Source organism: Arthrobacter sp. Marseille-P9274, assembly GCF_946892675.1.
Taxonomy (GTDB): Bacteria; Actinomycetota; Actinomycetes; order Actinomycetales; family Micrococcaceae; genus Crystallibacter.
This window is the reverse complement of the sequence record NZ_CAMPOV010000004.1, coordinates 60,852-83,201: the sequence shown is the minus strand read 5'-3', so window position 1 is coordinate 83,201 and position 22,350 is coordinate 60,852. Positions and strand designations below refer to the sequence as shown.

Here is a 22,350-nt window from a genome sequence, read left to right as displayed (position 1 = left end):
TGCTGCTCATCATATGGTCTCGGGCTGGCAGCGCGGGCAGAAGTACAGGTCACGCTCGGTGAGCTCGGTGTCGCCCAGCAACGTGTGGACCACGGGCGTGCCGCAGCGCAGGCAGGGTTTTCCGGCCCGCCCGTAGACCCAGACCGGGCTGGCATTCCGGCCGCCTGGCCCGCCGACGGTGTTGCGGCGGCTGCGGTCCTTGTTCGCCTCAAGCAAGGTCTTGGCGAGCTGCACGATCCGCGGCAGCTCCGCCACCCGGCCGACGGGGGCCAACGGATGGACCCGGGCCAGGAAGCACAGCTCGGCGCGGTAGACGTTGCCGATCCCGGCCAGGTTCCGCTGGTCCAGCAGCGCAAGGCCGACGGCCCGGTCCGGCTGTGCCGTCAGCCGGCGGAGCGCCTCGGCGGCGTCCCAGTCCGGTCCCAGCAGGTCCGGTCCGAGATGCCCGACGGCGCTGCCTTCCTCCGCCGTGGGCAGCAGGTCGAGGATGCCGAGCAGGAAGCCGACGGCGGTGGCCTGCGCCGTCCGCAGCACGATCCGCGCCTGGAAGGCCGGTTTGTTCCAACGCTGGTCCGGCGCGTAGACCCGCCAGCTGCCCTCCATCTTCAGGTGCGAGTGGATGCTCAGGGCACCGGCCGGCCCGCTGGTGCGGATGAGCAGGTGCTTGCCGCGCGAGACCGCCTCGTCCACCGTGTTGCCGGCCAGGTCCGCCGTGGCATAACGCGGCACGCGGAAGTCCGACGCCGTCAGTTCCTGTCCGGCGAGGGCACGCTGCAGGACCCCGGCCGTGCGCCAGATGGTGTCCCCTTCAGGCACGGAACCTCAGTCCCCGCGGCGTGGTGTAGAAACCGGCGCCGGTCAACGCCCGCGCAGCCTCCGTGTCCAGCACCGGGACGCCGTTGACCTTCTCCACGGCCATCTTGTCCGCGGCCCCGCGCCGGATCACCGCCACCAGGGCCGCGGCGCAGAGCGAGAGGTCCTCCGGATCCTCGGTGAAGGTTAGCAGCGTCTTGCCGCCGCGCTCCACGTAGAGCACCAGTTCGCCGTCGACGAGCACCACCAGCGCGCCCGCCTTGCGGCCGGGCCGGTGCCCGCCGTCCTGCGCCGGCCAGGGCAGCGCGGCCCCGTAGGGATTCGCCGGGTCCGTGGCGGCCAAAGCGACGGCGGCCCGCGGCTGCTCGGCCAGCTGGGCGTCCCGGTTGAAGGACCGCAGCCGGTCCACCGTCGCCGGGACCGCGAACTGCGCGGCGCCGAGGTGCTCGATGAAGTAGCCCCGGCGGCAGCGCCCGGTCTCCTCCAGTTTCGCCAGCACCTTGTACAGCAGCCCGAAGCCGCCGGGGACCCCCTCGCTAACGACCGACCCGCGGGTTACCACGCCGTAGCGGTCCAGCAGGAGCTCGGCGGTCGCGTGGGCGTGGACCGTCGTATCCGGCTCGGGGGAGGGCAGGAGCGACCAGCGCCCGCCGGCCAGCGGGGGTGCACCGCGTGGCGGCTGGCCGCCCGCCTGGCCCGGCCGCAGCCCGGACCCGCCGAGCGTGTGCATCCGGCCGATCCGTCCCAGCCGGGCGGAGCGTGCCCGCGGCGCGGACGGCCGCTGCCGGTGCGCCGTGCTCCCGCCGGCGAGGAGCGCCCGCACGGGGGCAAAGGTGTCATTGGTGATCCGCCCGGCCCAGACCAGTTCCCAGAGGGCGGTAACGACGTCGGTGTCCGCGGCCTGGGTGCCGGCCGCGGCGAGGGCGTCGGCGAGCTGGCGGAAGAAGAACGCGCCGCCGCCGTACTGGCCCTGGGCTGAGAGGACGTTCAGCAGTTCGTACTGCAGCACGCTCGGCTCGAAGTCGGGTTGCGGGTTCAGCGTCAGCGGCGCGTTCTCGGCCAGCTGCAGGCTGATCCAGCCGTCGTTGCCGGGGAGCGAGCCGGCGCCGGACCAGAGCACCTCGCCGGTGGCCATGAGCTCGTCCAGCATCGCCGGCGCGTAGTTCGCCACGCGGGAGCCGAGGACCAGCGGCTCCCAGGCCGAGGCCGGGATCGGCACTCCGGAGAGCTGGTCGACCACGGTGGCGATTCCGTCCAGCCCGCGCAGGCCGGAGCCGACGTTCTGCCATACCGGCAGGAACCGGCCGTAGGTGGCGGCGTCCACCGGCTCCACTTCCTGGCGCAGCGCGGCCAGCGAGCGCCGGCGGATCCTGCGCAGGACTTCGACATCGCACCACTCGGTCACGCCGGGCTGCGGCGGCCGTTCGCTGTCCGGCGGCCGGAACTCCCCGTCCGCCACCCGGCCGTCCTTGAGCAGCCGCCGGAGCGCGGTGTCCACCACGGCCACGCCCAGCCCGAGCCGCTCGGCGCATTCCGGCGCGGTAAACGGACCGTGCGTGCGCGCGTACCGGCCCACCAGGTCCCCGAGCGGATCCGCGACCGGCTCGATAAAGGCCAGGGGCACGCCCATCGGCAGCGGGACGCCGATGGCGTCGCGCAGCCGGGCGGCATCCTCGATGGCCGCCCACCGCTCAACGCCGGCGATGCCCACCTTGAGCGCGCGGTTGGCCTGCGCCAGCTCCGCCAGCAGCGGCTCCACATCGGCAGCATGGGCCGAGCCGGCCGCAGCGGCAGCGGCGCCGTTCGGCCCGATGTCCCCGGGCCCGGCGCCGTTCGGCCCGATGTCCCCGGGCCCGGCCCCCTCCAGCGCCTCCGGGCCACCGGGCCCGGCTCCCTCCGTCGTCTCAGCCTCCGGAGGCCGGACGCGCTCGGCGACCTCCGCCGTCGTTAGCGGTCCCAGCAGCCGGAGCAGGTCCGCGATGCCCTCCGCGCCGCGCACCTTCCGGTCCTCCGTGAGCCGCTGCAGCTCCCGCTCCGTCCGCGCGATGATGCCGGCGTCCAGCAGCTCGCGCAGTTCGGCGCGGCCCAGCAGGTCATTCAGCAGCGTCGGGTCCAGGGAGAGCGCCGCGGCGCGGCGCTCCGCCAGCGGCGAGTCCCCCTCATAGAGGAAGGAGGCGACGTAGCCATAGAGCAGCGAGCGGGCGAACGGCGAGGGCTGCGGCGTGGCGGTCTCCACCAGCCGCAGCTCGCGCCGCCCGATGGCCGCGGCCAGGTCCTTCAGCGCCGGCAGGTCGTAGACATCCTGCAGGCACTCGCGCACGGTTTCCAGCACGATCGGGAAGGTCGGGTACTTCCGGGCGACGTCCAGCAGCTGGGCCGACCGCTGGCGCTGCTGCCACAGCGGCGTGCGCTTGGCCGGGTTCTGCCGCGGGAGCAGCAGGGCGCGGGCGGCGCATTCGCGGAAGCGCGAGGCGAACAGCGCCGAGCCGCCCACCTCGGCGGTGACGATCGCGTCCAGCTCCTCCGGGTCGAAGAGGAACAGGTCCGCACCCGGCGGCTCATCCTCCATCATCGGCACCCGCAGCACGATCCCGTCATCCGCGGCCATCGCGGAGCCGTCCATTCCGTATCGCTGGTGCAGCCGGGCGCCCACGGCCAGTGCCCACGGCGCGTGGACCGGCAGCCCGAACGGGCTGTGCAGCACCACCCGCCAGTCGCCGAGCTCGTCGTGGAACCGCTCGACCACCAGCGTGCGGTCGCTCGGGATGACGTCCGTGGCCTGGCGCTGCTCGGCCAGGTAGGCGGTCAGGTTGTCCGCGGCCCAGTCGTCCAGCCCGCTGGCCCGCAGCCGCTCGAGCGCGGTCTCCGGCGCGGCGGCGGTCACTTCCCGGACGAACGCGCCGAGGGCCCGGCCGAGCTCCACCGGGCGGCCCAGAGAGTCGCCCTTCCAGAAGGGCAGCTTGCCGGGCTGGCCGAACGCGGGGGAGACCAGCACCCGGTCATGCGTGATGTCCTCGATCTTCCAGCTGGTGGCGCCGAGCGCGAAGACATCCCCGACCCGGGACTCATAGACCATCTCCTCGTCGAGTTCGCCGACCCGGCGGCCGCCCCTGCTCTTGGAGGTGCCGACCGTTCCCGGGTCCTCCGAGCCGACCAGGTAGACGCCGAAGAGCCCGCGGTCCGGAATCGTGCCGCCGGAGGTGACGGCCAGCCGCTGCGCTCCGGGCCGGCCGGTGATGGTGCCGGCGACGCGGTCCCAGACGATCCGCGGGCGCAGCTCGGCGAACTCGTCGCTGGGGTAGCGCCCGGCGAGCAGGTCCAGGGTCGCGTCATAGGCGGAGCGCGGCAGGGTGGCGAAGGGCGCGGAGCGGCGTACGACGTCGAACCATTCCTCCACGTCGATGCTTCCCAGGGCGGTGGCCGCCACGGTTTGCTGCGCCAGGATATCCAGCGGATTCGCCGGGATGAAGAGCGGCTCGATCTTGCCCGCGAGCATCCGTTCCACCGTGACCGTGGTGTTGACCAGGTCCTGGCGGTGCTTCGGGAAGAGCACGCCCTGCGAGGTCTCGCCGACCTGGTGCCCAGCGCGGCCCACGCGCTGGAGGCCGCTGGCCACCGACTGCGGGGACTCCACCTGCACTACCAGGTCCACCGCGCCCATGTCGATGCCGAGCTCCAGGCTCGACGTGGCGACGACGCAGCGCAGCCGCCCGGTCTTCAGGTCATCCTCGATCTGGGCGCGCTGGTCCTTGCTGACTGAACCGTGGTGCGCCCGCGCCAGCACCGCCTCGGCGCCGGACGTCGAACCGGCCTGGGCCATGATCTGAGCCGGCGGGTTGGCCGGGGCAGGAACCGGGGCGGTTCCAGCCTCGGCAGCCGGCCCGTCCGGGGACGGGGAAGGCGCCGCCTCATCCCAGACGGAGGGGGCCAGCCGCTCGGCCCAGATCTCGTTCAACCGAGCCGTGAGCCGCTCGGCCAGCCGGCGGGAGTTGGCGAAGACGATCGTCGACCGGTTGGCGGCGATCAGGTCCACGATCTTCTCTTCGACGTGCGGCCAGATCGACGCCGGCTGGGCGCCGGGGCCGAGTTCTTCCTGGCTCGGCGCGGCCAGGGCGGTCATGTCCTCGACCGGAACGGTGACAGTCAGGTCCCAGGACTTGGTGGCCGGCGGCGCGACAATTTCCACCGGCGCGCTGCCGCCGAGGAACCGGGCGACGGTGTCCAGCGGTTCCACGGTGGCGGACAGCCCGATCCGCTGCGCGCGGCCGGGCAGCATCGCGTCCAGCCGCTCGAGGGACACCGCCAGGTGGGCGCCGCGCTTGGTGCCGGCGACGGCGTGGACCTCGTCGATGATGACGGTGTCCACCGCCGCCAAAGTCTCCCTCGCCTTGGAGGTCAGCATCAGGAACAGGGACTCCGGCGTCGTAATCAGGATGTCCGGCGGGTGGGTCAGGAGCCGGCGCCGTTCGTTGGCCGGGGTGTCCCCGGAGCGGACGCCGACGGTGATGTCCGGAGCCGGCAGGCCGAGGCGCTTGGCGGTCTGCGTGATGCCGATCAGCGGGGCGCGCAGGTTCCGTTCGACGTCCACGCCGAGGGCCTTCAGCGGCGAGATGTACAGCACCCGCGTGCCGGTGTTCCTGGGCGGCTTCTTCCGGGCAGGCTTAAGGTCCCCGGGCGGTAGTTCGGCCGGAACCTCCGCCTTCGCGATGAACGTGTCCAGCGCCCAGAGGAACGCGGCCAGGGTCTTTCCCGAACCGGTGGGCGCAACGACCAGGGCGTGCGAGCCCGAGGAGACGGCCTGCCAGGCGCCGGCCTGGGCGTCCGTGGGCGCACGGAATGCGCCGGCGAACCACTCGCGGGTGGCCGGCGTGAAACGGTCCAAAACCGCTGCGGCGGCTGGCTGCTGTCCCATCGTGCCCAGCCTACGCCCGGGGACCGACAGTATTCGGATTCTCCCGGCCGCCGGCAGCCGGAGAATCGGGGCCGCGCTGCATGGTGAGTCAGGCCGGCTGGAAGGTTCCCACGGTCATCAGCACGATCTCGTCGTTGGCGCAGCCGACCGTCTGCTGCGCCGCCTCCAGCCAGGCCGTGTCGTTGGGCGGGTAGACGCGCACCGCCGCGACGTCCGTCCGGTCGCATTCGGGGCCGTAGTTGTCCGCATTGGTCTGCTGCAATTGGGCCACGGCAGAGGCGCCGGGAGCCAGCGGCACGGTCACCGGCTTGGCCGCCGGATCGCGGTCCGCGGGTGCACCGATCTGCTGGTCCGCGGCCCCCACATAGGAAACGCCGGGATAGCCGCGAACTGTGCAGTCGGCGGAGCCCGTGTTGGTGACGATGAAGCTGCGGTAGACGCTGCCCGCCGCACCGCCGCCCGGCTCCGTGCGGATTTCCGCCGCCAGCTGGTCGGCCTTGCACTCGCCGCTTTTCGCCGCCGAGGTGGTTTCCGGCGCAGCGGCGGTAGTTTCCGGCGCAGCAGCAGTCGTGCCGGGGACGGATTCGGCGGCCGGAGCGGAGGACGAGTCGGACCCCGCCGGGGTGGAGGCAGGAGACGACGCCGGTGTGGTCTCGGCCGGCGCGGTTTCCTGAGGCTGGCCGCAGCCGCCGAGCAGGAGGGCCAGACCGACTACCGATACCGCGGCGGATGCCTGCGCAATAACTCGTTTCACCATGCCTCCACCCTTACCGCGCCCCGGGCCCGAGTCAACGGAAGCGGACCCGGGACGCGCCGAAAGGCAGGATTATTTCTTCAGCCCGCGGGTCCGTGCCAGCGCCGTGGCGCCGGCGGCGAGCCCCAGCAGGCCGGCGCCGAGCCCGACCCAGCCCGCGGCGCCTGCGCCGCCGTCGCCCGCCGGGCTGGTGGACGCTGCCGCCTCGGTACCGGTACCAGCGCCTTCCTGTGCGGCCGGCTCAGCCGCAACGTGGCCGTGGTCCTCGGCCTGCGCGGCGGTGACAATCAGGGTCGGCGCCGGGGATTCGAGGTTGTGGCCGTCCTGTCCCTCTTCGGCCACCTGTGCCCAGTCGGTGGAGCCCTTTTCGCAGGTCTGCAGCACCGGGAACGCCAGCGTCTCGCCCTCGGCGTTGGGCAGCTGGACCTTCACCGAGAGCACGTCCCGCACGCCGTCCGCCAGCGGCTCCTTCGCCGTGTAAACGATCTGGCTGACACGCTCGGTAACGGAGGCACCGCCCTCGACCTTCTTGGGTGCGTCCAGCTTTTCGGTCACCTTCTCCACGGTCCAGCCGGGGTGGGCGGTGGGCGTCGCATCGTCCAGCTGCTCGGGCAGCGTGATGGCGATCTTGGTGGTGGGCGATCCTTCGCAGCCGTGGGCGAAGTCGAAGCCGAGCACTGAACTGGATCCTGCGGCGGTGCTGTCCGGATTGACGTGGACGTGGGCGGAGGCCGAGCCCGCGCCGAGGCCGGCCAGGCCGATTGTGGCGGCAGCGGCGAGCGAGGTGCGGATGGCCAAGCGGGTGGTTTTCATGGCAAGTCCTTTCAGGGCGCGCCGGAGTGGCGCAGGGTGCGCCGAGGAGGCGCGCGGTGATGGTGCCCGAACGGGCGGTATTGCTTACTGAAAGGACGGCGCGGGCGGCCCGCGCAGCGGATGGAGTTCGAGCTGGCACAGCGTGCGCAGCAGCCGCGGCGTCGCAGCCGGGCTGGGGCGGCCGGGCACAGGCTGGACGACGGCGGAGGGCAGCCGGACCAGGGGGCGCAGCCAGGCTGCGAGCGCCCAGAGCGCTTCTTCGCCCCGGGCCAGCATTAGTCCGATGAAGGCCGTGGCGATCACATGGGCGGCGAGCATGGCTGCCCCGTGATCGGCAGCCGAGTGCGAAGCCGCGGCGACGCAATCGAGGGACCCCGCCCCCGCATGGCTGTGCCCGCCCGCCTCGGTGCAGTTCGACGTCGAACTCAGGACGGTAAAGGCCTGGTGCAGGAGCAACTGGCTGGCGCCGAGGGCGGCGGCCGTGGTCGCGGCGCCAAGTTTCCGTCCGGCCAGCACCATGACCGGCAACAGGGTCAGCGCGCCGAGGGCAACAACGACGGCGGTGGCCGGCAGGGTGCCTCCGCCGGCCACGTGGGCGGCGGCGGAGAGGCAGAAGGCAGCGGCGCTGAACCCGCCCGCGCGCAGCAGGCGCAGCGGTGCCTTGCTCTCCATGGCCGCCTCCTCTGCGCCCGTTTCTACAATTCGTAAAAGTCTAGCTGCATTAGCCGCGGACTCCGTAGCCGCGGATTCCGCGGCTACTGGTGATGGTAGGGACGGCCGCTTGCAATTTCCTGAGCCCGGTACAGCTGTTCGATGAGGATCAGCCGCACCAGCTGGTGCGGGAAGACGAGCTTGGAGAGGGACCAGACGAAGTCCGCGCGCCGGTGGATGGTCTCGTCCACTCCGTAGGCCCCGCCGATGATCAACGTGACGTTGCGCGAGCTGTCCAACGGGGCCTGGAGGGTCCGGGCGAGCGAGGGGGAATCGATGTTCCTGCCGCGCTCGTCCAGGAGGATGACGAAGTCGCCGGCGTTCCTGCCGGAGAGCTTGGCCAGGAGCTGGGTGGACTCTTCCTTCCGCGCCGCGTCATTTTCGCGGGCGGAGTGGGGGATCGGCAGCCACGTGACATCGAAGGGCTTCTTCAGCCGTTTCTCGTAGCGGTCGATCCCTTCGGCCACCCAGCTCTCATGCTTTCGGCCGATGGTCAGGATGCGCAGGGACATGGACCCATTGTCCCAGCCGCCGACCGGTCGGGAATCAGTGGCTCCTTTCCCCGTTCGAGGAAAGGACCGGGGCCTCCGAGAAGCGCTCGGGCGCGGCGGTCCGGCTGCCGTCCTTGTGGGCGAGGTTCCGCGCGAGGTCGGCCAGGTCGACGCCCGTCAGCGACTTGAGCATGGAGAGCGTCTCGGCGAGGTTGGCGGTCACGCTCTGGCTGAGCTTGCCCGCGCCGTCGTTCGATATGACCGTCAGGTCCTTGATCTGGCCGTACGGAGCCGCGAGCTCGCGGGCGACCTCCGGCAGCGTGGCCAGCATCCGGTCGAGTACGGCGGCATCGTTAAACTGCTTGTACGCCTCGGCCTTCGCCAGGGTGGCGGACGCCTCGGCCTCGCCCTGGGCACGGACGGCCGCCGCGTGCGCGGCGCCTTCGAGCTCGACCGCCTGCGCGTCCGCCCGGCGGCGCGCCAGCTCAGCCTCGGCGGCCAGGAACGCGGCGGCCTTCGCGGCTTCGGCGATCTGGACCTGGCGGTAACGCTCGGCATCGGCCGGACGGCGGACCTCGGTGTCCAGCTGCTTGGCCTTCAATTCGGCCTGCCGGACGGCCACCAGCTCCTCCTGCTCGAGGATGCGCTGCTGCTGGGCGGCTTCGGCCAGCGGGCCGGCGGCGTTGGCGCTGGCCAGGCGGGCGTCCGTCTCTTCCTTGATCTCGGCCTGCTTCAGCGCCAGCGTCTGCTGAGCCACCGCGACCTTCTCGTCCGCCAGGGCCTGGGCCTCGGCGGCTTCCCGGGTTGCCTGGGCCTCGGCAATGGCGGCCAGCTTCGCGACCTCGGCGGCCTGCGGGCGGCCCATATTGGTGATGTAGTCGCCCTGGTCGTCGACCGACGAGATCTGGAAGGTGTCGATGACCAACCCCTGGTTGTTCATCGAATGTTCCGCTTCCTCCGAGACGGAGGCGGCGAAGGAGGCACGGTCCTGGATGATCTGTTCCACTGTGAGGGTGCCGACGACGGCGCGCAGCGAACCGGCCAGGATTTCCTGGGTGTAATGGTCGATCTGGTCCTGCTGGTTGAGGAAGCGCTGGGCGGCCCGCCGGATGGAGACGTCGTCCCCGCCGACCTTGACCTGGGCCACGCCGGTCAGCTGCAGCTGGATGCCGTTTTTGGAGATGCCTTCGATGTCCACCCGGATCTGCCGGGAGGCCAGCGACATGCTGTAGGCCCGCTGCACGAACGGATAGACGATGACGCGGCCGCCGGAGACGACCTTCTGGTCCTCCTGGCCGCCGCGGCCGGTGATGATGAGTGCCTCGGACGGGCCGGCGACGCGGTAGGCACGCATGATGCCCACCAGGACGACGAGGACAATGACGACGATGGCGGCCAATAAGCCAAGTTCCATGGCGATGCGACTTTCGTTGAGACTGGACGGATGATGCGGTGACCGCCGCGGATTCGCATCACGCCGGTACCCCCGCTTCCGATCCTAGCCGCCGGCCGATTGGCGTTATCGTCCCGTGATTCCGGCTGTGGAAAGGGCAAGCCGCACATGCCGGCCTAGCCTTCGGGTGAGGGGAACTTCCGGACCGTGAGGATCTGCGCGGCGCGTCCCACGAGGCCCTGTTCGTCGAAGAGGTCCGAGGCCGTCAGCCCGACCCCGTCGGGCCCGAAGTGCACGCGCGTGTCCAACCCCGTCCAGCCGCCCGCAGGCTGGCGGAACAGGTGGACGGTCAGGTCGACGTTGGGGAACATGTACTCCCTGGGATCCTGGCGGACGGCGATGCCGTTGGCGGTGTCCACGAACGCCAGGAAACGCGCCACGGGCTCGGAATCCTCGCCGTCGACCAGGGTGTACGGGCCGCGGACCCAGACTGCCCCGTTTCCGGGACCGCGGTCCGCGACGCTGCGGAACTCGGTCGAATGGATGAACCCGCCGTCCCAGACGGAGCTGACCGCAGCGGGCGGACACTCATGCGGCGCAGGCAGGGCGCCGCCGTCGCCCCCGGCCACCTCCGCCGTGTCCCCGGTCAGCAGCCGCCAGACGAAGGCCCGGATGGCCGGACGGCCGTTGCCGCTCATCGTCGCCTCGATCAGTTCAATGGTGCGCCCCGGGCGGATCACCTCGGTGGTCACCTCGACCTCGCCGCCCGGAATGATGCCCAGGATCTCGAAGGTCACCTGGCTCAGCGCCATCTCAGGCCGCGGATGGTTGCGCTGCACGGCGTGGACCAGCAGGCCGGACGCCGGCGCCATGTGCTGTTCGTGGTCGTTCCAGGCGCCCTGCGAATGCAGCGTGGAGTGGAAGCGGGTGGCGTCCAGCCGGACGTAGTAGGAATCCGGAACAGGTTCGCTCTGCGCGCCGATGTGCTCGGTGGCAGAGGTCATGATGGAGTCGGCCATCCTCCCACTGTAATGACAGGGCGGGGCAAAGGCGCCGGACAAAGCAGCAGCCCCGCACCGGATAACCGGGGCGGGGCTGTGCACTAGCTGGCGGTGACGGTGGGATTTGAACCCACGTTGGCTGTTACACCAAACAACATTTCGAGTGTTGCACCTTCGGCCGCTCGGACACGTCACCAACGCAGACCAACTTTACCGGGTGATGGCCCAATGACCCAAAACGTCCTTGTCGGCTAGCTGTGCTGGCCCCGGTGGGCCTCGAAGAAGCGGCGCAGGACGTCGCCGCACTCGTCCTTGCGCACGCCGGGGTAGACCTCCACCCAGTGGTTGAGCCGGCGTTCGCGCAGGATGTCAAAGACGCTCCCCGCCGCTCCGGCCTTGGGATCCCATGCCCCGAAGACCACCGAGGGGATGCGGGCCAGCACCGTGGCACCGGCGCACATCGCGCACGGCTCCAGCGTGACCACGAGGGTGCAGCCGTCTAGCCGCCAGGAACCCAGCACCCCGGCGGCCTCCCGGATGGCGACCACCTCGGCGTGCGCGGTGGGGTCGTGGCGCGCCTCGCGCTCGTTGCGCCCGGTGCCGATCACCGCACCGTCCGGGCCAATAACGACGGCGCCGATCGGCACGTCTGCCGTGTCCAGTGCCGCGCGGGCCTCGGCCAGGGCCAACTCCATCCAGGCGCCGTGCCGGCGGTCCATTTCGGTCATTGCCCCATTCTCGCCCAGCACCGCGGGCAGCATTTCCGATTCGCGTGCAGGAGCGATGTTTGTGCTGGACAGGGGCCGCCGGTAGTTTTGTGGCATGCGCGTTCTCGAAGTGGACCACCCCCTTGTTGCCCATAAACTCACGGTGCTCCGCGACAAGACCACCCCATCGCCGGTGTTCCGCCAGCTGACCGAAGAGCTCGTCACGCTGCTGGCGTACGAGGCGACCCGGGATGTGCGCACCGAGCCGGTGGAGATCGAAACGCCGGTCACCCGCACGGTGGGCACCGCCTTCACCAAGCCAACGCCGCTGGTGGTCCCGATCCTTCGCGCCGGACTCGGCATGCTCGAGGGCATGACCAAGCTGGTCCCCACCGCCGAAGTCGGCTTCCTGGGCATGGCCCGCAACGAGGAAACCCTCGAAGCCATCACCTACGCCGAACGGCTGCCGGCCGATCTCACCGGTCGGCAGGTCTTCGTGCTGGACCCGATGCTCGCCACCGGCGGCACCCTCCGCGAGGCCATCAAATTCCTGTTCCGGCGCGGCGCCGCGGACGTGACCTGCATCTGCCTGCTGGCCGCACCCGAGGGCCTGAAGGTGCTTGAGGAAGAGCTCGGCGGGACCAACGTGACCATCGTGGTGGCCTCCATCGACGAGAAGCTCAACGAGAAGGCCTACATCGTTCCCGGCCTCGGTGACGCCGGCGACAGGCTCTACGGCGTCGCGGGCTAACCCGCGACCGGCTTCGCGGAACCCGGCGGAAACGCCGCCCCAACGGGACATGTCCGGATATTGAACGGCTTGCATGCTAAGCCAACTTGTGTTCGTTCAAAAATGAAGCTATTTCACCCGGCCTGCATAACTATTCAGCCCAAGCCGCGGGGTTTCATCCACAGATGGCCTATATTTATTCACCCTCCTGATTGTGACTTGCAGCACGTTATGCGCTGAACTGTCCGAATAGTGAGACAAGCCGTCTATTGTTACTTGCACGTACGGAATATTACGGCGAAACTCAGAGACGTGAACAACATTCCAGCCGCACTTGCGCAGGCAGAAATCCATCCCGGTTCCGATACCGGCTGGACGAAGTGCTGTTGTCGAATGCAGGCCTGACTCACCACCCCTTCGAGATCATTCAGGCAATAAATCCAGCGTCCCAATGGCGGGCAAAGAGCATCCCGTGCGGGGCACACCATGCATTCGCGCCGCGATGACGGCCATTCACACAAAGGTTTTAGGGAACATGTCAGTTTCATCCGGATACGTCCACATCTCCGTACGCAACGCCCAGAACCGCGCCGCCGCAGCGCAGCGCCAGGGTGCAGCCCGGCCGCCCTACGGCGGCCAGCAACCCGCGGGACATCCCGGGCAGCAGCAGTACCGCGTGCTGCGTTCTGTTCCCGGGCAGTACGACGGCGACAGCGCGGCGCCCACCACGGCGCCGACCCCGGTGGTCACGCCTAACGGCCTCCCGGGCCCGCAGGCGGTCTCGGCTGACACAGTGGCCCGCGGGTTCGTCCTCTATGTAGGCCTTGACGAGTCCGCCGCGGCGGCGGCCGGCACCTCGCTGACCAAGCTCGCGTCGCAGATCCGCTCCTACGTCCAGAGCCTGGTGCCCGGAGCGCAGAGCCACGCCGCCGTCGCCATCGCTCCGGCCGATGCGCCCGGCGAGAATATCGACGTCGTCCGCCAGGCCCTCGGAGACCCGACGGCCGGCCGCCGGCCCCGGACAGAGGTGCAGCGCACCCCGCAGCCCGCCCAGCAGTCGGCCCGGCCCAGCGGCGTGCTGATCGACCTCTCCCGCCGCGAAGTCCACCTCGACGGGGAGTCCCTGAACCTCACGTTCAAGGAGTTCGAGCTGCTGAACTACCTGGTCGAGAACGCCTCGCGGACCGTCGGCCGCGATGAGCTGCTCTCCGGCCTGTGGAAGAACGCCGAGGAAGTCCCGAACGAACGGACCATCGACGTCCACATCCGCCGCCTCCGCTCCAAGCTGGGCCGCCTGGCCAACACGGTGCGGACCGTGCGCGGCCAGGGCTACCGCTTCTACGAGCACCCCGAGGTCGTCGTCTGGGCGGCCCCGGAGTACTCCATCTAGGTCCGGCCCGAACCTCCGGCCCGCCCGCAGCCCCTTCCGGAACCGGCTAAAGCAGCCGCCCGGCCGGTTCTGCGGGCGCGTCCGCTTAAAGGCCGTACTCCTCCAGCAGCCGAAGCCACACTTCGCTGATGGTCGGGTAGGCGGGCACGGCATGCCAGAGCCGCTCCAGCGGCACCTCGCCGACGACGGCAATGGTGGCCGCATGCAGGAGCTCGGACACATCGGGGCCGGCGAACGTGGCGCCGAGCAGCACCTTGCGGTCCTCGTCCACGACCAGCTGCGCCCAGCCGTCGTAGCCGTCCGCGTGCAGCGCGGATCCGGCGACGGCGATCGGGAGTTCGGTTGCCGAGGCGTCCAGGCCGTGCTCCCGGGCCTTTTCGAGCGTCAGCCCGACCATCGCCACCTCGGGATCCGTGAAGACGACGGACGGGACTGCCCGCTCGTCCGCCGTCGCCGTGTACTTGCTCCAGGCGGCCGGTTCGTTGCCGGCGGCCAGCCTCCCGGCGGCCCGCGCCGCGATCGCGTCTCCGGCGGCCCGGGCCTCGTACTTGCCTTGGTGGGTCAGCAGTACCTTGCCGGCGGCGTCGCCGACCGCGTACAGCCATTGTCCGGGGACGCCGGCGACCAGCCCGGTGGCATCCGTCGTCAGCTCCTCGGGGACGAGCCCCACGTGTTCCAGGCCCAGCGCGGCCAGGGCCGGCCGCCGCCCGGTGGCGACCAGCAGCCGCTCTGCACTAACCGGGCTAACCGCGGTAGCCGTCGTGCCGCCGTCGCTAGCGGCCGGAAATTGCGCCCGTACGCCCGCTCCTTCCCGCGCCACCGACTCCGTCGCAGTGTGCAGCCGCACGTCCACGCCGTCGGCCCGCAGCCCGGCCTCGACCAGCCGCTGTGCCGGCTCCGGATACGCGGACAGCAGGCCTCCGCGGGCGACCAGCGTGACCGTGGAACCGAGCCGCGCGAAGGCCTGCGCGAGCTCGGCGCCGGAGACGCCGCCGCCAAGCACCAGCAGGCTCCGCGGCACCTCCCGCGCTGCGGTGGCCTCCCGCGTTCCCCAGAACGGCACCTCGTCGAGCCCCGGGACCCGGGGCACCGAGGGTGTCGAACCTGTTGCCAGAACGACGGCGTGGCGCGCCTCGATCGCGGTCGTGCCTTCGTCCGTGGCCACCTCGACCTTGTTCCTGCCCGCCAGGCGCGCCGTCCCGCGCAGGAGCTCTATGCCGGCGCCGCGGACCCAATCGACCTGGGACGAGTCCTCCCAGCCTGAGGTGAAGGCGGTCCGGCGTGCCAGGACGGCGTCGCGGTCCAGCACGCCTGTGGCGGCCTGCCGGGCTCCTTCGACCCGCCGGGCGGCCGCCAGGGCGGTTCCGGGGCGCAGCAGGGCTTTGGAGGGCATGCAGGCCCAGTAGGAGCATTCCCCGCCGACCAGGTCCTTCTCCACCAGGATGGTCTTCAAGCCGGCCGCCGCGGTGCGTCCCGCGAGGTTCTCGCCGACGGCGCCGCCGCCGATCACCACGACGTCCGCGGCCAGTGTCTGGTTGGTCATGGACCGAGCCTCGCAGGTGGGGGAGGGCGGCACAAGGCCCTATCGGGGGCGGGCGGAATAGACTGGCGGGCATGAGCGCCCACCATCTACGGAAACTGATGATCATGCGCCATGCCAAGTCGGCGTGGCCGCTCGGCGTGGAGGACCACGAACGGCCGCTGGCCCAGCGCGGGAACAATGAGGCGCCGATGGTAGGGCGGTGGATGGCCAAGCACCACCATGTACCGGACTTCATTCTGTGTTCGTCGGCGCTGCGGACCCGGCAGACCTGCACGTGGGTCTGCAGCGAGCTCGGCGACAAGGCGCCGACGGCGATGCTCTCCGACGCCCTCTACGACTCGACTGCCACGCAGGTGCTCAGCGAGATCAACCAGTTGCCGGACACGATCACCAGCCTGCTCGTCATCAGCCACATGCCGGCGGTGCAGGACCTGGCCATGCGGCTGGCCTCGGTGGAATCGGACGAGGAGGCGGTGATGAACATGGCCTCGCACTATCCGACATCGGGCCTGACGGTCCTGGAGCACGGCAAGAGCTGGGCGGAACTGGACGGCCGGGATGCGAAGGTCACGGCCTTCATCGTGAAGCGCTGACGCTGGCCCCGACCCGCTGCGGGGGCAGCGGCTTCGGCCACGCCCCCCGCAGCGGCCGAAGACCTGGCCTGGGAGCTGAACCGACGGTCGTCGGGAAACGCAGAAGGACCCGGCCTAAGCCGGGTCCTTCTTGATGGTGCGCCCAGAGGGATTCGAACCCCCGGCCTTCTGTTCCGTAGACAGACGCTCTATCCAGCTGAGCTATGGGCGCTTGGCCTCGCGGCCGGATATAACTCTAGCCTGTTTACCTCCCGGTCACCAAATCGGCAGGGGTGTGATCTGCGCCGCCCCTCTGCAGCCGCGGAATTCCGGGGCTTTGGGCCCTTCCGGTGTCCGATTGGCTCAATATGAACTAGACCGGTCTATATGACCTTAATCACATAACCAGTACCTGCGAGACGTGGAAATCCGCGGAATCTCGCGGGCGAAGCAAAAAGAGGGGCGGAATGTGACGGACAACAACAATTCCGCCCAACAGTGCGACCCCTAACATCAATAAACACCACTGGCCCGATGGAAGGGAAGAGTCATGGGCATTACCGCGCGTCAGCCGCTTCTTGACGAATCGCTCGAGAACGCACCAACTACACACGCCAAGCTTCTGGCCTGGGTTGCCGAAGTTTCCGAGCTGACGCAGCCTGACTCTGTCTATTGGGTCGACGGTTCCGAAAAAGAGAACACAAGGCTCACGGACGAACTGGTCGAGGCGGGCACATTGCAGCGCCTGAATCCGGAACTCTTCCCCAACTCCTTCGCCGGTTCTTCGGATCCGAAGGACGTCGCCCGGGTCGAGGAGCGCACATTCATCTGCTCGGAGAACGAGCGGGATGCGGGATTCACCAACAACTGGATGGATCCGGCCGAAATGAAGGCCATCCTGACGGAGCGCTTCAAGGGCAGCATGCGCGGACGCACGATGTATGTGATTCCGTTCGTGATGGGCCATCTGGACGCCGAGGACCCGAAGTTCGGCGTGGAGATCACCGACAGCGCCTACGTGGTGGCGTCCATGCGCATCATGGCCCGCATCGGCACGGACGTGCTGCGGAAGATGGAAGAGACGGACGCGTTCTTTGTCCCGGCCCTGCATTCCGTCGGCGCCCCGCTGGAGCCGGGCCAGAAGGATGTCCCGTGGCCGTGCAATGAGGAGAAGTGGATCGTGCACTTCCCGGAGGAGCGTTCCATCTGGTCCTTCGGCTCCGGCTACGGCGGCAACGCGCTGCTGGGCAAGAAGTGCTACTCACTGCGCATCGCCTCGGTGATGGCACGCGATGAGGGCTGGCTCGCCGAGCACATGCTGATCCTCAAGCTGACCAGCCCGGAAAACAAGAGCTACCACATCGCGGCCGCCTTCCCTTCCGCCTGCGGCAAGACGAACCTGGCCCTGCTCGATCCCACCATCGACGGCTGGAAGGCCGAGACCCTGGGCGACGACATCAACTGGATGCGTTTCGGCAAGGACGGTGAACTGCGCGGGGTGAACCCGGAGGCCGGGCTGTTCGGCGTCGCTCCCGGAACCGGGTGGAGCACCAACCCGAACGCCATGCGGGCCATCGCCAAGGGCAACTCCATCTTCACCAACGTTGCGCTCACCGACGACGGCGGTGTCTGGTGGGAAGGCATGACGGAGGAGACCCCGGCACACCTGACCGACTGGCAGGGCAACGACTGGACCCCGGAATCCGGCCGTCCGGCCGCGCACCCGAACTCCCGGTTCTGCACGCCGATCGAACAGATCGACATGCTCGCCGACGACTACCACGACCCGGAGGGCGTCAAGATCGACGCGATCCTGTTCGGCGGCCGCCGCAAGACGACCGTTCCGCTGGTCACCGAGGCGCACGACTGGGCGCACGGCATCTTCATGGGCGCCACACTGTCATCGGAAACGACCGCAGCGGCCGCCGGCGCCGTCGGTGTGGTCCGCCGCGATCCGATGGCGATGCTGCCCTTCATCGGCTACGACGCGGGCGACTACCTCAAGCACTGGATCACCGTCTCGGGCAAGAGCGACCCGGAGCACCTGCCCAAGATCTTCCTGGTCAACTGGTTCCGCCGCACGGCCGACGGCGGCTTCGCCTGGCCGGGCTTCGGCGACAACTCGCGCGTGCTGAAGTGGGCCATCGAGCGCATCGAAGGCAAGGCGGACGCCGTCGAGACCCCGATCGGCTTCATTCCGACCCCGGATTCGCTGGACCTGACCGGCCTGGACATGACTCCGGCCGACGTCGAGGAAGCCGTCAAGGTGGACCCGACGGAGTGGCACGAAGAGGTCAAGGGCATCGAGGAGTGGTTCGCCCGCTTCGGCGACTCCCTGCCGGCCGAACTGGCCGCGCAGCTGGACGAGCTGAAGGAGCGCTTCGCCTGATCCGTCCCGCAAAGGCGGCCGAGACTGACTGAGCACGGCCGCCTGGACACCTCAGGCTGGCAAGGAGAGGACCTCCGGCGGACAACGTCGGGGGTCCTCTCCTTTGTCGTCCTGGTTCCTTGAGCCCTCCCGGGAGCCGGCGTAGCTTGTAGGAACCACCCGTTTCCGAAGCCGAGGCGAAGCACATGAAGGCCACCGCCGGCCCAGGCCGCCGCGTCGCGGTGCCGCCGGCGCTGCGGAGGGCCCTGCCGGGGCTTTTGGCCGTCATGATCCTGGCGGCCCTCGACCAGACCATCATGGCGGCTGCCCTGCCGGCCATCGCCGGGGACCTCGGCGGGCTCGACCAAATGTCCGCCATCATCACCGGCTACCTCGTCGCTGCGGCGGCCGCGATGCCCCTCGGCGGCAAGCTCGGGGACGCTTACGGCCGCAAGCGGGTGCTGCAGGGGGCGCTGGTGGTGTTCCTGGCCGGCGCGGCGCTTTGCCCGCTCGCCCGGTCCGTCCTGGCACTGGTCGGCTCGGCCTACATCGCGGCTGCGGTGGCGGGGCCGCTGGCCGGCGGCGCCGCCGTGGACCTTCTCTCCTGGCACTGGATTTTCTACGCGTACCTGCCGCTTGGCCTCGCGGCGCTGCTGGTGGTCTCGCTGACCCTGCATCTGCCGGCGGTTCCGCGCGGCCGGAAGATCGATTTCCGCGGCGCCGCTCTCCTGACGCTGGCCATCGTCGCCTTTGTCCTGCTCTGCAGCATGGGGAGCTACCCCGGTCCTGCCTGGCTCGCACCGGCGCTGGCCGTGCTGGCCGGGGCGGGAATAGCCGGCTGGCTGCTCTCGTCGCGGCGGGCCGCGGATCCGATCATCCCGCTGGTCCTTTTCCGGGAGCGCGGGTTCGCGATCCCCGTGGCTATCAGCTGCCTGATCGGCTTCACCATGTTCGGCGCCGTCAGCTACCTGCCGGCCTTCCTGCAGGTCGGTATGGGAATGTCGGCGACGGGCTCGGGCGGCCTGCTGCTCGTGCTCATGCTGGCGGTCCTGTTCTCAGTCGTTGTGTCCGGGCTGCTGATCACGCGCACGGGCCGCTACAAGATCTTCCCGATCGCCGGCACACTGTCGGCCGCGGGCGGGATGCTGGTCTTCGCCGGGGTGCGGCCGGGCAGCAGCCTTGCCCGGATCGTGCTGTCGGTAGCGCTGATCGGCCTCGGCATCGGGCTGGTCATGCAGGTCACGGGCCTGGTGGTGCAGAACACCGTCCCCCGGACGGACCTCGGCGCGGCCACCTCCATGGTGACATTCCTGCGGCAGATCGGGGCCGCCGTCGGCGTCGCCGTCCTAGGGACCCTGATCACGCTGCGGTTCAACGCCGCTCTTCCCGACGCGGTGGCTGCGGGCCTCAGCGGCCGGCTGGACTCGGTCACGCCGGAACTGCTGGCGCAGCTGCCGGCGGCGGCCCGGGCCGCGGTGGCGGTGGCTTTCGCCGATGCCGTTCCTCCGCTGTTCGGCTATACCGGCGCGATCCTCGCGGTGGCCTTCGTACTGACGCTGTTCCTGCCCGAGCGCCGGCTCCGGACCACCGCGTATTCCGAGGAGCTGCCGCCGGAAGGAACCTCCGATGCGTGAGGAGCTGACGGCGCCGCTGGCGGACTTCGGGGCGGCCGACGTGGCGGCCGCGGGCGGCAAGGGGGCCAACCTCGGGAAGCTGGTGCGCGGCGGCTTCCCGGTGCCGCCGGGCTTCGTCGTCACCACCGCCGCCTACCGGCTGCTGCTCGCAGAGACCGGGCTGGGCGGGGAGCTGGCGCGTCTGTTGGAAGCCGGCGGCGAGTCCCGCCCGCCGGGTACGACGCGCAGCGGGGCGGACGGGATGGCTGCCGGGCCGGCGGGGCAACCGGCCACCGGCCCGGACGGCGCGGCGATCCGGGATCTCTTCGCCGGCGCCAGCATGCCCGACCGGGTGCGCGCCGCGGTCATCGCCGCCTACCGGGAGCTGGGCGGCGGCCCCGTGGCGGTGCGTTCCAGCGCGACGGCGGAGGACCTGCCCGGCGCTGCGTTCGCCGGCCAGCAGGACACCTTCCTCGACGTCGACGGCGAGCAGGCCGTGCTCCGGGCCGTGGCCGGGTGCTGGACCTCGCTCTGGACCGACCGGGCCATGGCCTACCGGACCCGGAACGGGATCGACCCGCACGAGGTGGGCATCGCCGTCGTTATCCAACGCATGGTGCCGGCGGAGGCCGCGGGCGTCCTGTTCACGGCGAATCCCGTCACCGGAACGCGCGGTGAGCTGGTGGTGGAGGCGGCCGCCGGACTCGGCGAGGCCGTCGTCTCCGGAGCGGTCACGCCGGACAGCTACGTGCTGGACGTCCACGGCGCGCTGCTGCGGTTCACGCCGGGGCAGGGCGGGGCAGTGCTGGGCCCGGCGCAGCTGGAAGGGCTGGCCCGCCTGGCCGGGCGCGTGCAGGAGCTCTTCGGGCGCCCCCAGGACATCGAGTGGGCCCTGGCGGACGGCGGCCTCCACGTGCTGCAGGCCCGGCCGATGACCGCGCTGCCGCCCGAGCCACCGCGCCTGAACCGCCTGCAGCGGCTGGTGGGGCCGTTCTTCCTGGAGATGTTCCAGCAGCGGCCGTACCCGCTGGATGTGTCGGGCTGGATGCAGCACGGGATCGGGGCGATGCTGGAGCGGATGGCTGGCAGCGTGGGCGCGCGGTTTCCGCCGCTGCCGCGGCTCCTGCCGGAGGAAGACGGCGTGGTGGTGCAGCTGATCCTGCCGCTGCCGCGCCCAACGCTGCGGATGCTGGCAGCGCCGCTGTCCGTGCTGCGCCGCGCGCGCCGGTTCGATGCGGCGCAGTGGACCGAGGACCCGCGGTTTGCGGCTTTCCTGGCCGAGGTCGAGCGGCTGCGGGCGGGGGACCTTGCCGCGCTGCCGGCGCGGGCCGTGCTGGGCGCGGCGGAGGATGCGCTGTCGGCGATGGCGCTGATTACCGAGCTGCGGGTGTCCTATCTGCCGTCCGCGTTCCTGCCGCTGGGGAAGCTGCGGCTGCTGCTGGCCCTGCTGGGCGCCGGGCGGCTCGGATCTGCGCTGGTTGCCGGCGCCGAGACCCGCACCAGCCAGGCCAACCGCGGGCTGGAGGCGCTGGCCGAACGGGTGAAGGCCCGGCCGGCCCTGGCGCGCGCCTTCCGCGAGCTCGAGCCGGCGCAGCTGCTGGTCCGGCTGCGGCAGGACCCGGAGTTTTCCGGCTTCCGGGAGGCCCTCGACGCGTTCCTGGCCGAGTACGGGCACCGCGAGACCGTGAGTATCGTGCTCAGCAGCGCGCCGACCTGGGCCGAGGCGCCGGAGGTGGTGCTCGGCCTGGTGCGCACGATGCTGGGGGAGCGGCCCGCGGCGCGCGACCGGTCGGGGGAGGCGCTGGCCCGGCTGTGTCGGCACCCGGCGCTGCGGTTCGCCCCGCTGCGCCGCGCCGTCCTGAGCGCCGTGGCGGAGGCGAAATGCGGCATCGCGTTCCGCGAGAATACGCACTTTTACGCCACCATGGTGCTGCCGGTGCTGCGCCGGGGATACGCCGAGCTCGGCCGCCGGCTGGGCCGCGCGGGCGTACTGGCGGACCCAGCGGAGGTGTACCACCTGCGGTTTGGCGAGCTGGGGGAGTTGACCCGGCAGGCGGACGACGGCGGCGCGCTGCCTCCGGCGGCGGCGGAGCGTTACCGGGCGGTGGTGCGGGCGCGGGCGGCGAAGCGCCGCGAGCTGCAGGGCGTCCCGTTGCTGGATCCGGCGGTCCTGTTCGCCCGCCGCAGGCCGCAGCCGGGGTCGCTGGTGACCGGGACAGGCGCGAGCCGCGGCCAGGCGGCCGGACGGGTGCGGCTGGTCCGGGGACCTGAGGAGTTCGGACTCCTGCGCAGCGGCGAGATCCTGGTCTGCCCGTACACCAACCCGTCGTGGACGCCGTTGTTCCGGCGGGCGGCGGCCGTGGTGGTGGACTACGGCGGGCTCGGGTCGCACGCGGCGATCGTGGCGCGCGAGTACGGCATCCCGGCGGTGATGGGGACCGGCAACGGCACCGCCGTGCTGCGCGACGGGCAGCACATCATGGTGGACGGCAACCGGGGCACCGTCACCGCCGGTTAAACGAGGGCGGCCGCCCGGAGG

16 protein-coding genes and 2 tRNA genes are annotated in these 22,350 nt (G+C 70.6%); 6 read left to right on the top strand and 12 right to left on the bottom strand.

Annotation, left to right across the window (positions count from 1 at the left end):
- Positions 1-9: 9 nt before the first annotated feature.
- The 10 genes from OC550_RS20775 to tadA all read right to left on the bottom strand — a co-directional run bounded on the left by OC550_RS20775 (position 10) and on the right by tadA (position 11,616).
- On the bottom strand, positions 10-816 hold the full coding sequence (locus OC550_RS20775; protein ID WP_262107848.1) for an Fpg/Nei family DNA glycosylase: 807 nt from the start codon (positions 814-816) through the stop codon (positions 10-12).
- The gene (locus OC550_RS20770; RefSeq protein WP_262107847.1) at positions 809-5,725 is read right to left on the bottom strand and encodes a DEAD/DEAH box helicase; all 4,917 of its coding nucleotides are present in this window, start codon (positions 5,723-5,725) and stop codon (positions 809-811) included. The genes OC550_RS20775 and OC550_RS20770 overlap by 8 nt, the downstream gene beginning before the upstream one ends.
- A gap of 88 nt (positions 5,726-5,813) precedes the next feature.
- A complete protein-coding gene (locus OC550_RS20765) occupies positions 5,814-6,482 on the bottom strand; it encodes a DUF4232 domain-containing protein (RefSeq protein WP_262107846.1) in 669 nt (222 codons plus the stop codon).
- A 69-nt stretch (positions 6,483-6,551) separates the two neighbouring features.
- On the bottom strand, positions 6,552-7,292 hold the full coding sequence (locus OC550_RS20760; protein ID WP_262107845.1) for a YcnI family protein: 741 nt from the start codon (positions 7,290-7,292) through the stop codon (positions 6,552-6,554).
- An 84-nt stretch (positions 7,293-7,376) separates the two neighbouring features.
- Positions 7,377-7,964: a hypothetical protein gene (locus tag OC550_RS20755; protein WP_262107844.1), complete on the bottom strand. Its 588-nt coding sequence runs from the start codon at positions 7,962-7,964 to the stop codon at positions 7,377-7,379.
- Positions 7,965-8,047: 83 nt separating this feature from the next.
- Complete coding sequence (locus tag OC550_RS20750) at positions 8,048-8,515, bottom strand: 23S rRNA (pseudouridine(1915)-N(3))-methyltransferase RlmH (protein ID WP_262107843.1); 468 nt, start codon at positions 8,513-8,515, stop codon at positions 8,048-8,050.
- A gap of 34 nt (positions 8,516-8,549) precedes the next feature.
- A complete protein-coding gene (locus OC550_RS20745; protein WP_262107842.1) occupies positions 8,550-9,908 on the bottom strand; it encodes a flotillin family protein in 1,359 nt (452 codons plus the stop codon).
- A 155-nt stretch (positions 9,909-10,063) separates the two neighbouring features.
- Positions 10,064-10,906 (bottom strand): thioesterase family protein, encoded by an 843-nt coding sequence (locus OC550_RS20740; RefSeq protein WP_262107841.1) that lies wholly within the window; start codon positions 10,904-10,906, stop codon positions 10,064-10,066.
- 88 nt (positions 10,907-10,994) lie between these two features.
- A tRNA-Ser gene (locus OC550_RS20735) sits at positions 10,995-11,084 on the bottom strand.
- Positions 11,085-11,139: 55 nt separating this feature from the next.
- Entirely contained in the window at positions 11,140-11,616 is a 477-nt protein-coding gene (gene tadA, locus OC550_RS20730) for a tRNA adenosine(34) deaminase TadA (protein WP_262107840.1), read from the bottom strand.
- 94 nt (positions 11,617-11,710) lie between these two features.
- Here tadA and upp point away from each other — a divergent pair, with 94 nt between their 5' ends.
- Positions 11,711-12,346: a uracil phosphoribosyltransferase gene (gene upp / locus OC550_RS20725; protein WP_262107839.1), complete on the top strand. Its 636-nt coding sequence runs from the start codon at positions 11,711-11,713 to the stop codon at positions 12,344-12,346.
- Between the two features lie 514 nt (positions 12,347-12,860).
- On the top strand, positions 12,861-13,715 hold the full coding sequence (locus tag OC550_RS20720; protein WP_262107838.1) for a winged helix-turn-helix domain-containing protein: 855 nt from the start codon (positions 12,861-12,863) through the stop codon (positions 13,713-13,715).
- Between the two features lie 85 nt (positions 13,716-13,800).
- Here the strand turns inward: OC550_RS20720 and OC550_RS20715 are convergent, their stop codons facing one another.
- Positions 13,801-15,258 (bottom strand): NAD(P)/FAD-dependent oxidoreductase, encoded by a 1,458-nt coding sequence (locus tag OC550_RS20715; protein WP_262107837.1) that lies wholly within the window; start codon positions 15,256-15,258, stop codon positions 13,801-13,803.
- Positions 15,259-15,329: 71 nt separating this feature from the next.
- Here OC550_RS20715 and OC550_RS20710 point away from each other — a divergent pair, with 71 nt between their 5' ends.
- A complete protein-coding gene (locus OC550_RS20710) occupies positions 15,330-15,851 on the top strand; it encodes a histidine phosphatase family protein (RefSeq protein ID WP_262107836.1) in 522 nt (173 codons plus the stop codon).
- Between the two features lie 134 nt (positions 15,852-15,985).
- On the opposite strand, the gene OC550_RS20705 is transcribed toward OC550_RS20710, so the two are convergent.
- Positions 15,986-16,062 (bottom strand) — tRNA-Arg (locus tag OC550_RS20705).
- Positions 16,063-16,380: 318 nt separating this feature from the next.
- Between OC550_RS20705 and OC550_RS20700 the strand changes: the two genes are divergently transcribed.
- The 3 genes from OC550_RS20700 (at position 16,381) to OC550_RS20690 (ending at position 22,329) form a co-directional block, all read left to right on the top strand.
- Complete coding sequence (locus tag OC550_RS20700; RefSeq protein ID WP_262107835.1) at positions 16,381-18,219, top strand: phosphoenolpyruvate carboxykinase (GTP); 1,839 nt, start codon at positions 16,381-16,383, stop codon at positions 18,217-18,219.
- A gap of 185 nt (positions 18,220-18,404) precedes the next feature.
- Positions 18,405-19,832: an MFS transporter gene (locus OC550_RS20695; RefSeq protein ID WP_262107834.1), complete on the top strand. Its 1,428-nt coding sequence runs from the start codon at positions 18,405-18,407 to the stop codon at positions 19,830-19,832.
- Entirely contained in the window at positions 19,825-22,329 is a 2,505-nt protein-coding gene (locus OC550_RS20690; protein WP_262107833.1) for a PEP/pyruvate-binding domain-containing protein, read from the top strand. Before OC550_RS20695 ends, OC550_RS20690 begins: the two co-directional genes overlap by 8 nt.
- Positions 22,330-22,350 lie beyond the last annotated feature (21 nt).

Coding starts and splice junctions, on each gene's coding strand:
- OC550_RS20755 (WP_262107844.1), bottom strand. CDS start 7,964: ATGGAGAGCAAGGCACCGCTGCGCCTGCTGCGCGCGGGCGGGTTCAGC.
- OC550_RS20750 (WP_262107843.1), bottom strand. CDS start 8,515: ATGTCCCTGCGCATCCTGACCATCGGCCGAAAGCATGAGAGCTGGGTG.
- OC550_RS20695 (WP_262107834.1), top strand. CDS start 18,405: ATGAAGGCCACCGCCGGCCCAGGCCGCCGCGTCGCGGTGCCGCCGGCG.
- OC550_RS20765 (WP_262107846.1), bottom strand. CDS start 6,482: ATGGTGAAACGAGTTATTGCGCAGGCATCCGCCGCGGTATCGGTAGTC.
- OC550_RS20720 (WP_262107838.1), top strand. CDS start 12,861: ATGTCAGTTTCATCCGGATACGTCCACATCTCCGTACGCAACGCCCAG.
- OC550_RS20740 (WP_262107841.1), bottom strand. CDS start 10,906: ATGGCCGACTCCATCATGACCTCTGCCACCGAGCACATCGGCGCGCAG.
- upp (WP_262107839.1), top strand. CDS start 11,711: ATGCGCGTTCTCGAAGTGGACCACCCCCTTGTTGCCCATAAACTCACG.
- OC550_RS20700 (WP_262107835.1), top strand. CDS start 16,381: ATGGGCATTACCGCGCGTCAGCCGCTTCTTGACGAATCGCTCGAGAAC.
- OC550_RS20770 (WP_262107847.1), bottom strand. CDS start 5,725: ATGGGACAGCAGCCAGCCGCCGCAGCGGTTTTGGACCGTTTCACGCCG.
- OC550_RS20710 (WP_262107836.1), top strand. CDS start 15,330: ATGAGCGCCCACCATCTACGGAAACTGATGATCATGCGCCATGCCAAG.
- OC550_RS20760 (WP_262107845.1), bottom strand. CDS start 7,292: ATGAAAACCACCCGCTTGGCCATCCGCACCTCGCTCGCCGCTGCCGCC.
- OC550_RS20745 (WP_262107842.1), bottom strand. CDS start 9,908: ATGGAACTTGGCTTATTGGCCGCCATCGTCGTCATTGTCCTCGTCGTC.
- OC550_RS20690 (WP_262107833.1), top strand. CDS start 19,825: ATGCGTGAGGAGCTGACGGCGCCGCTGGCGGACTTCGGGGCGGCCGAC.
- OC550_RS20715 (WP_262107837.1), bottom strand. CDS start 15,258: ATGACCAACCAGACACTGGCCGCGGACGTCGTGGTGATCGGCGGCGGC.
- tadA (WP_262107840.1), bottom strand. CDS start 11,616: ATGACCGAAATGGACCGCCGGCACGGCGCCTGGATGGAGTTGGCCCTG.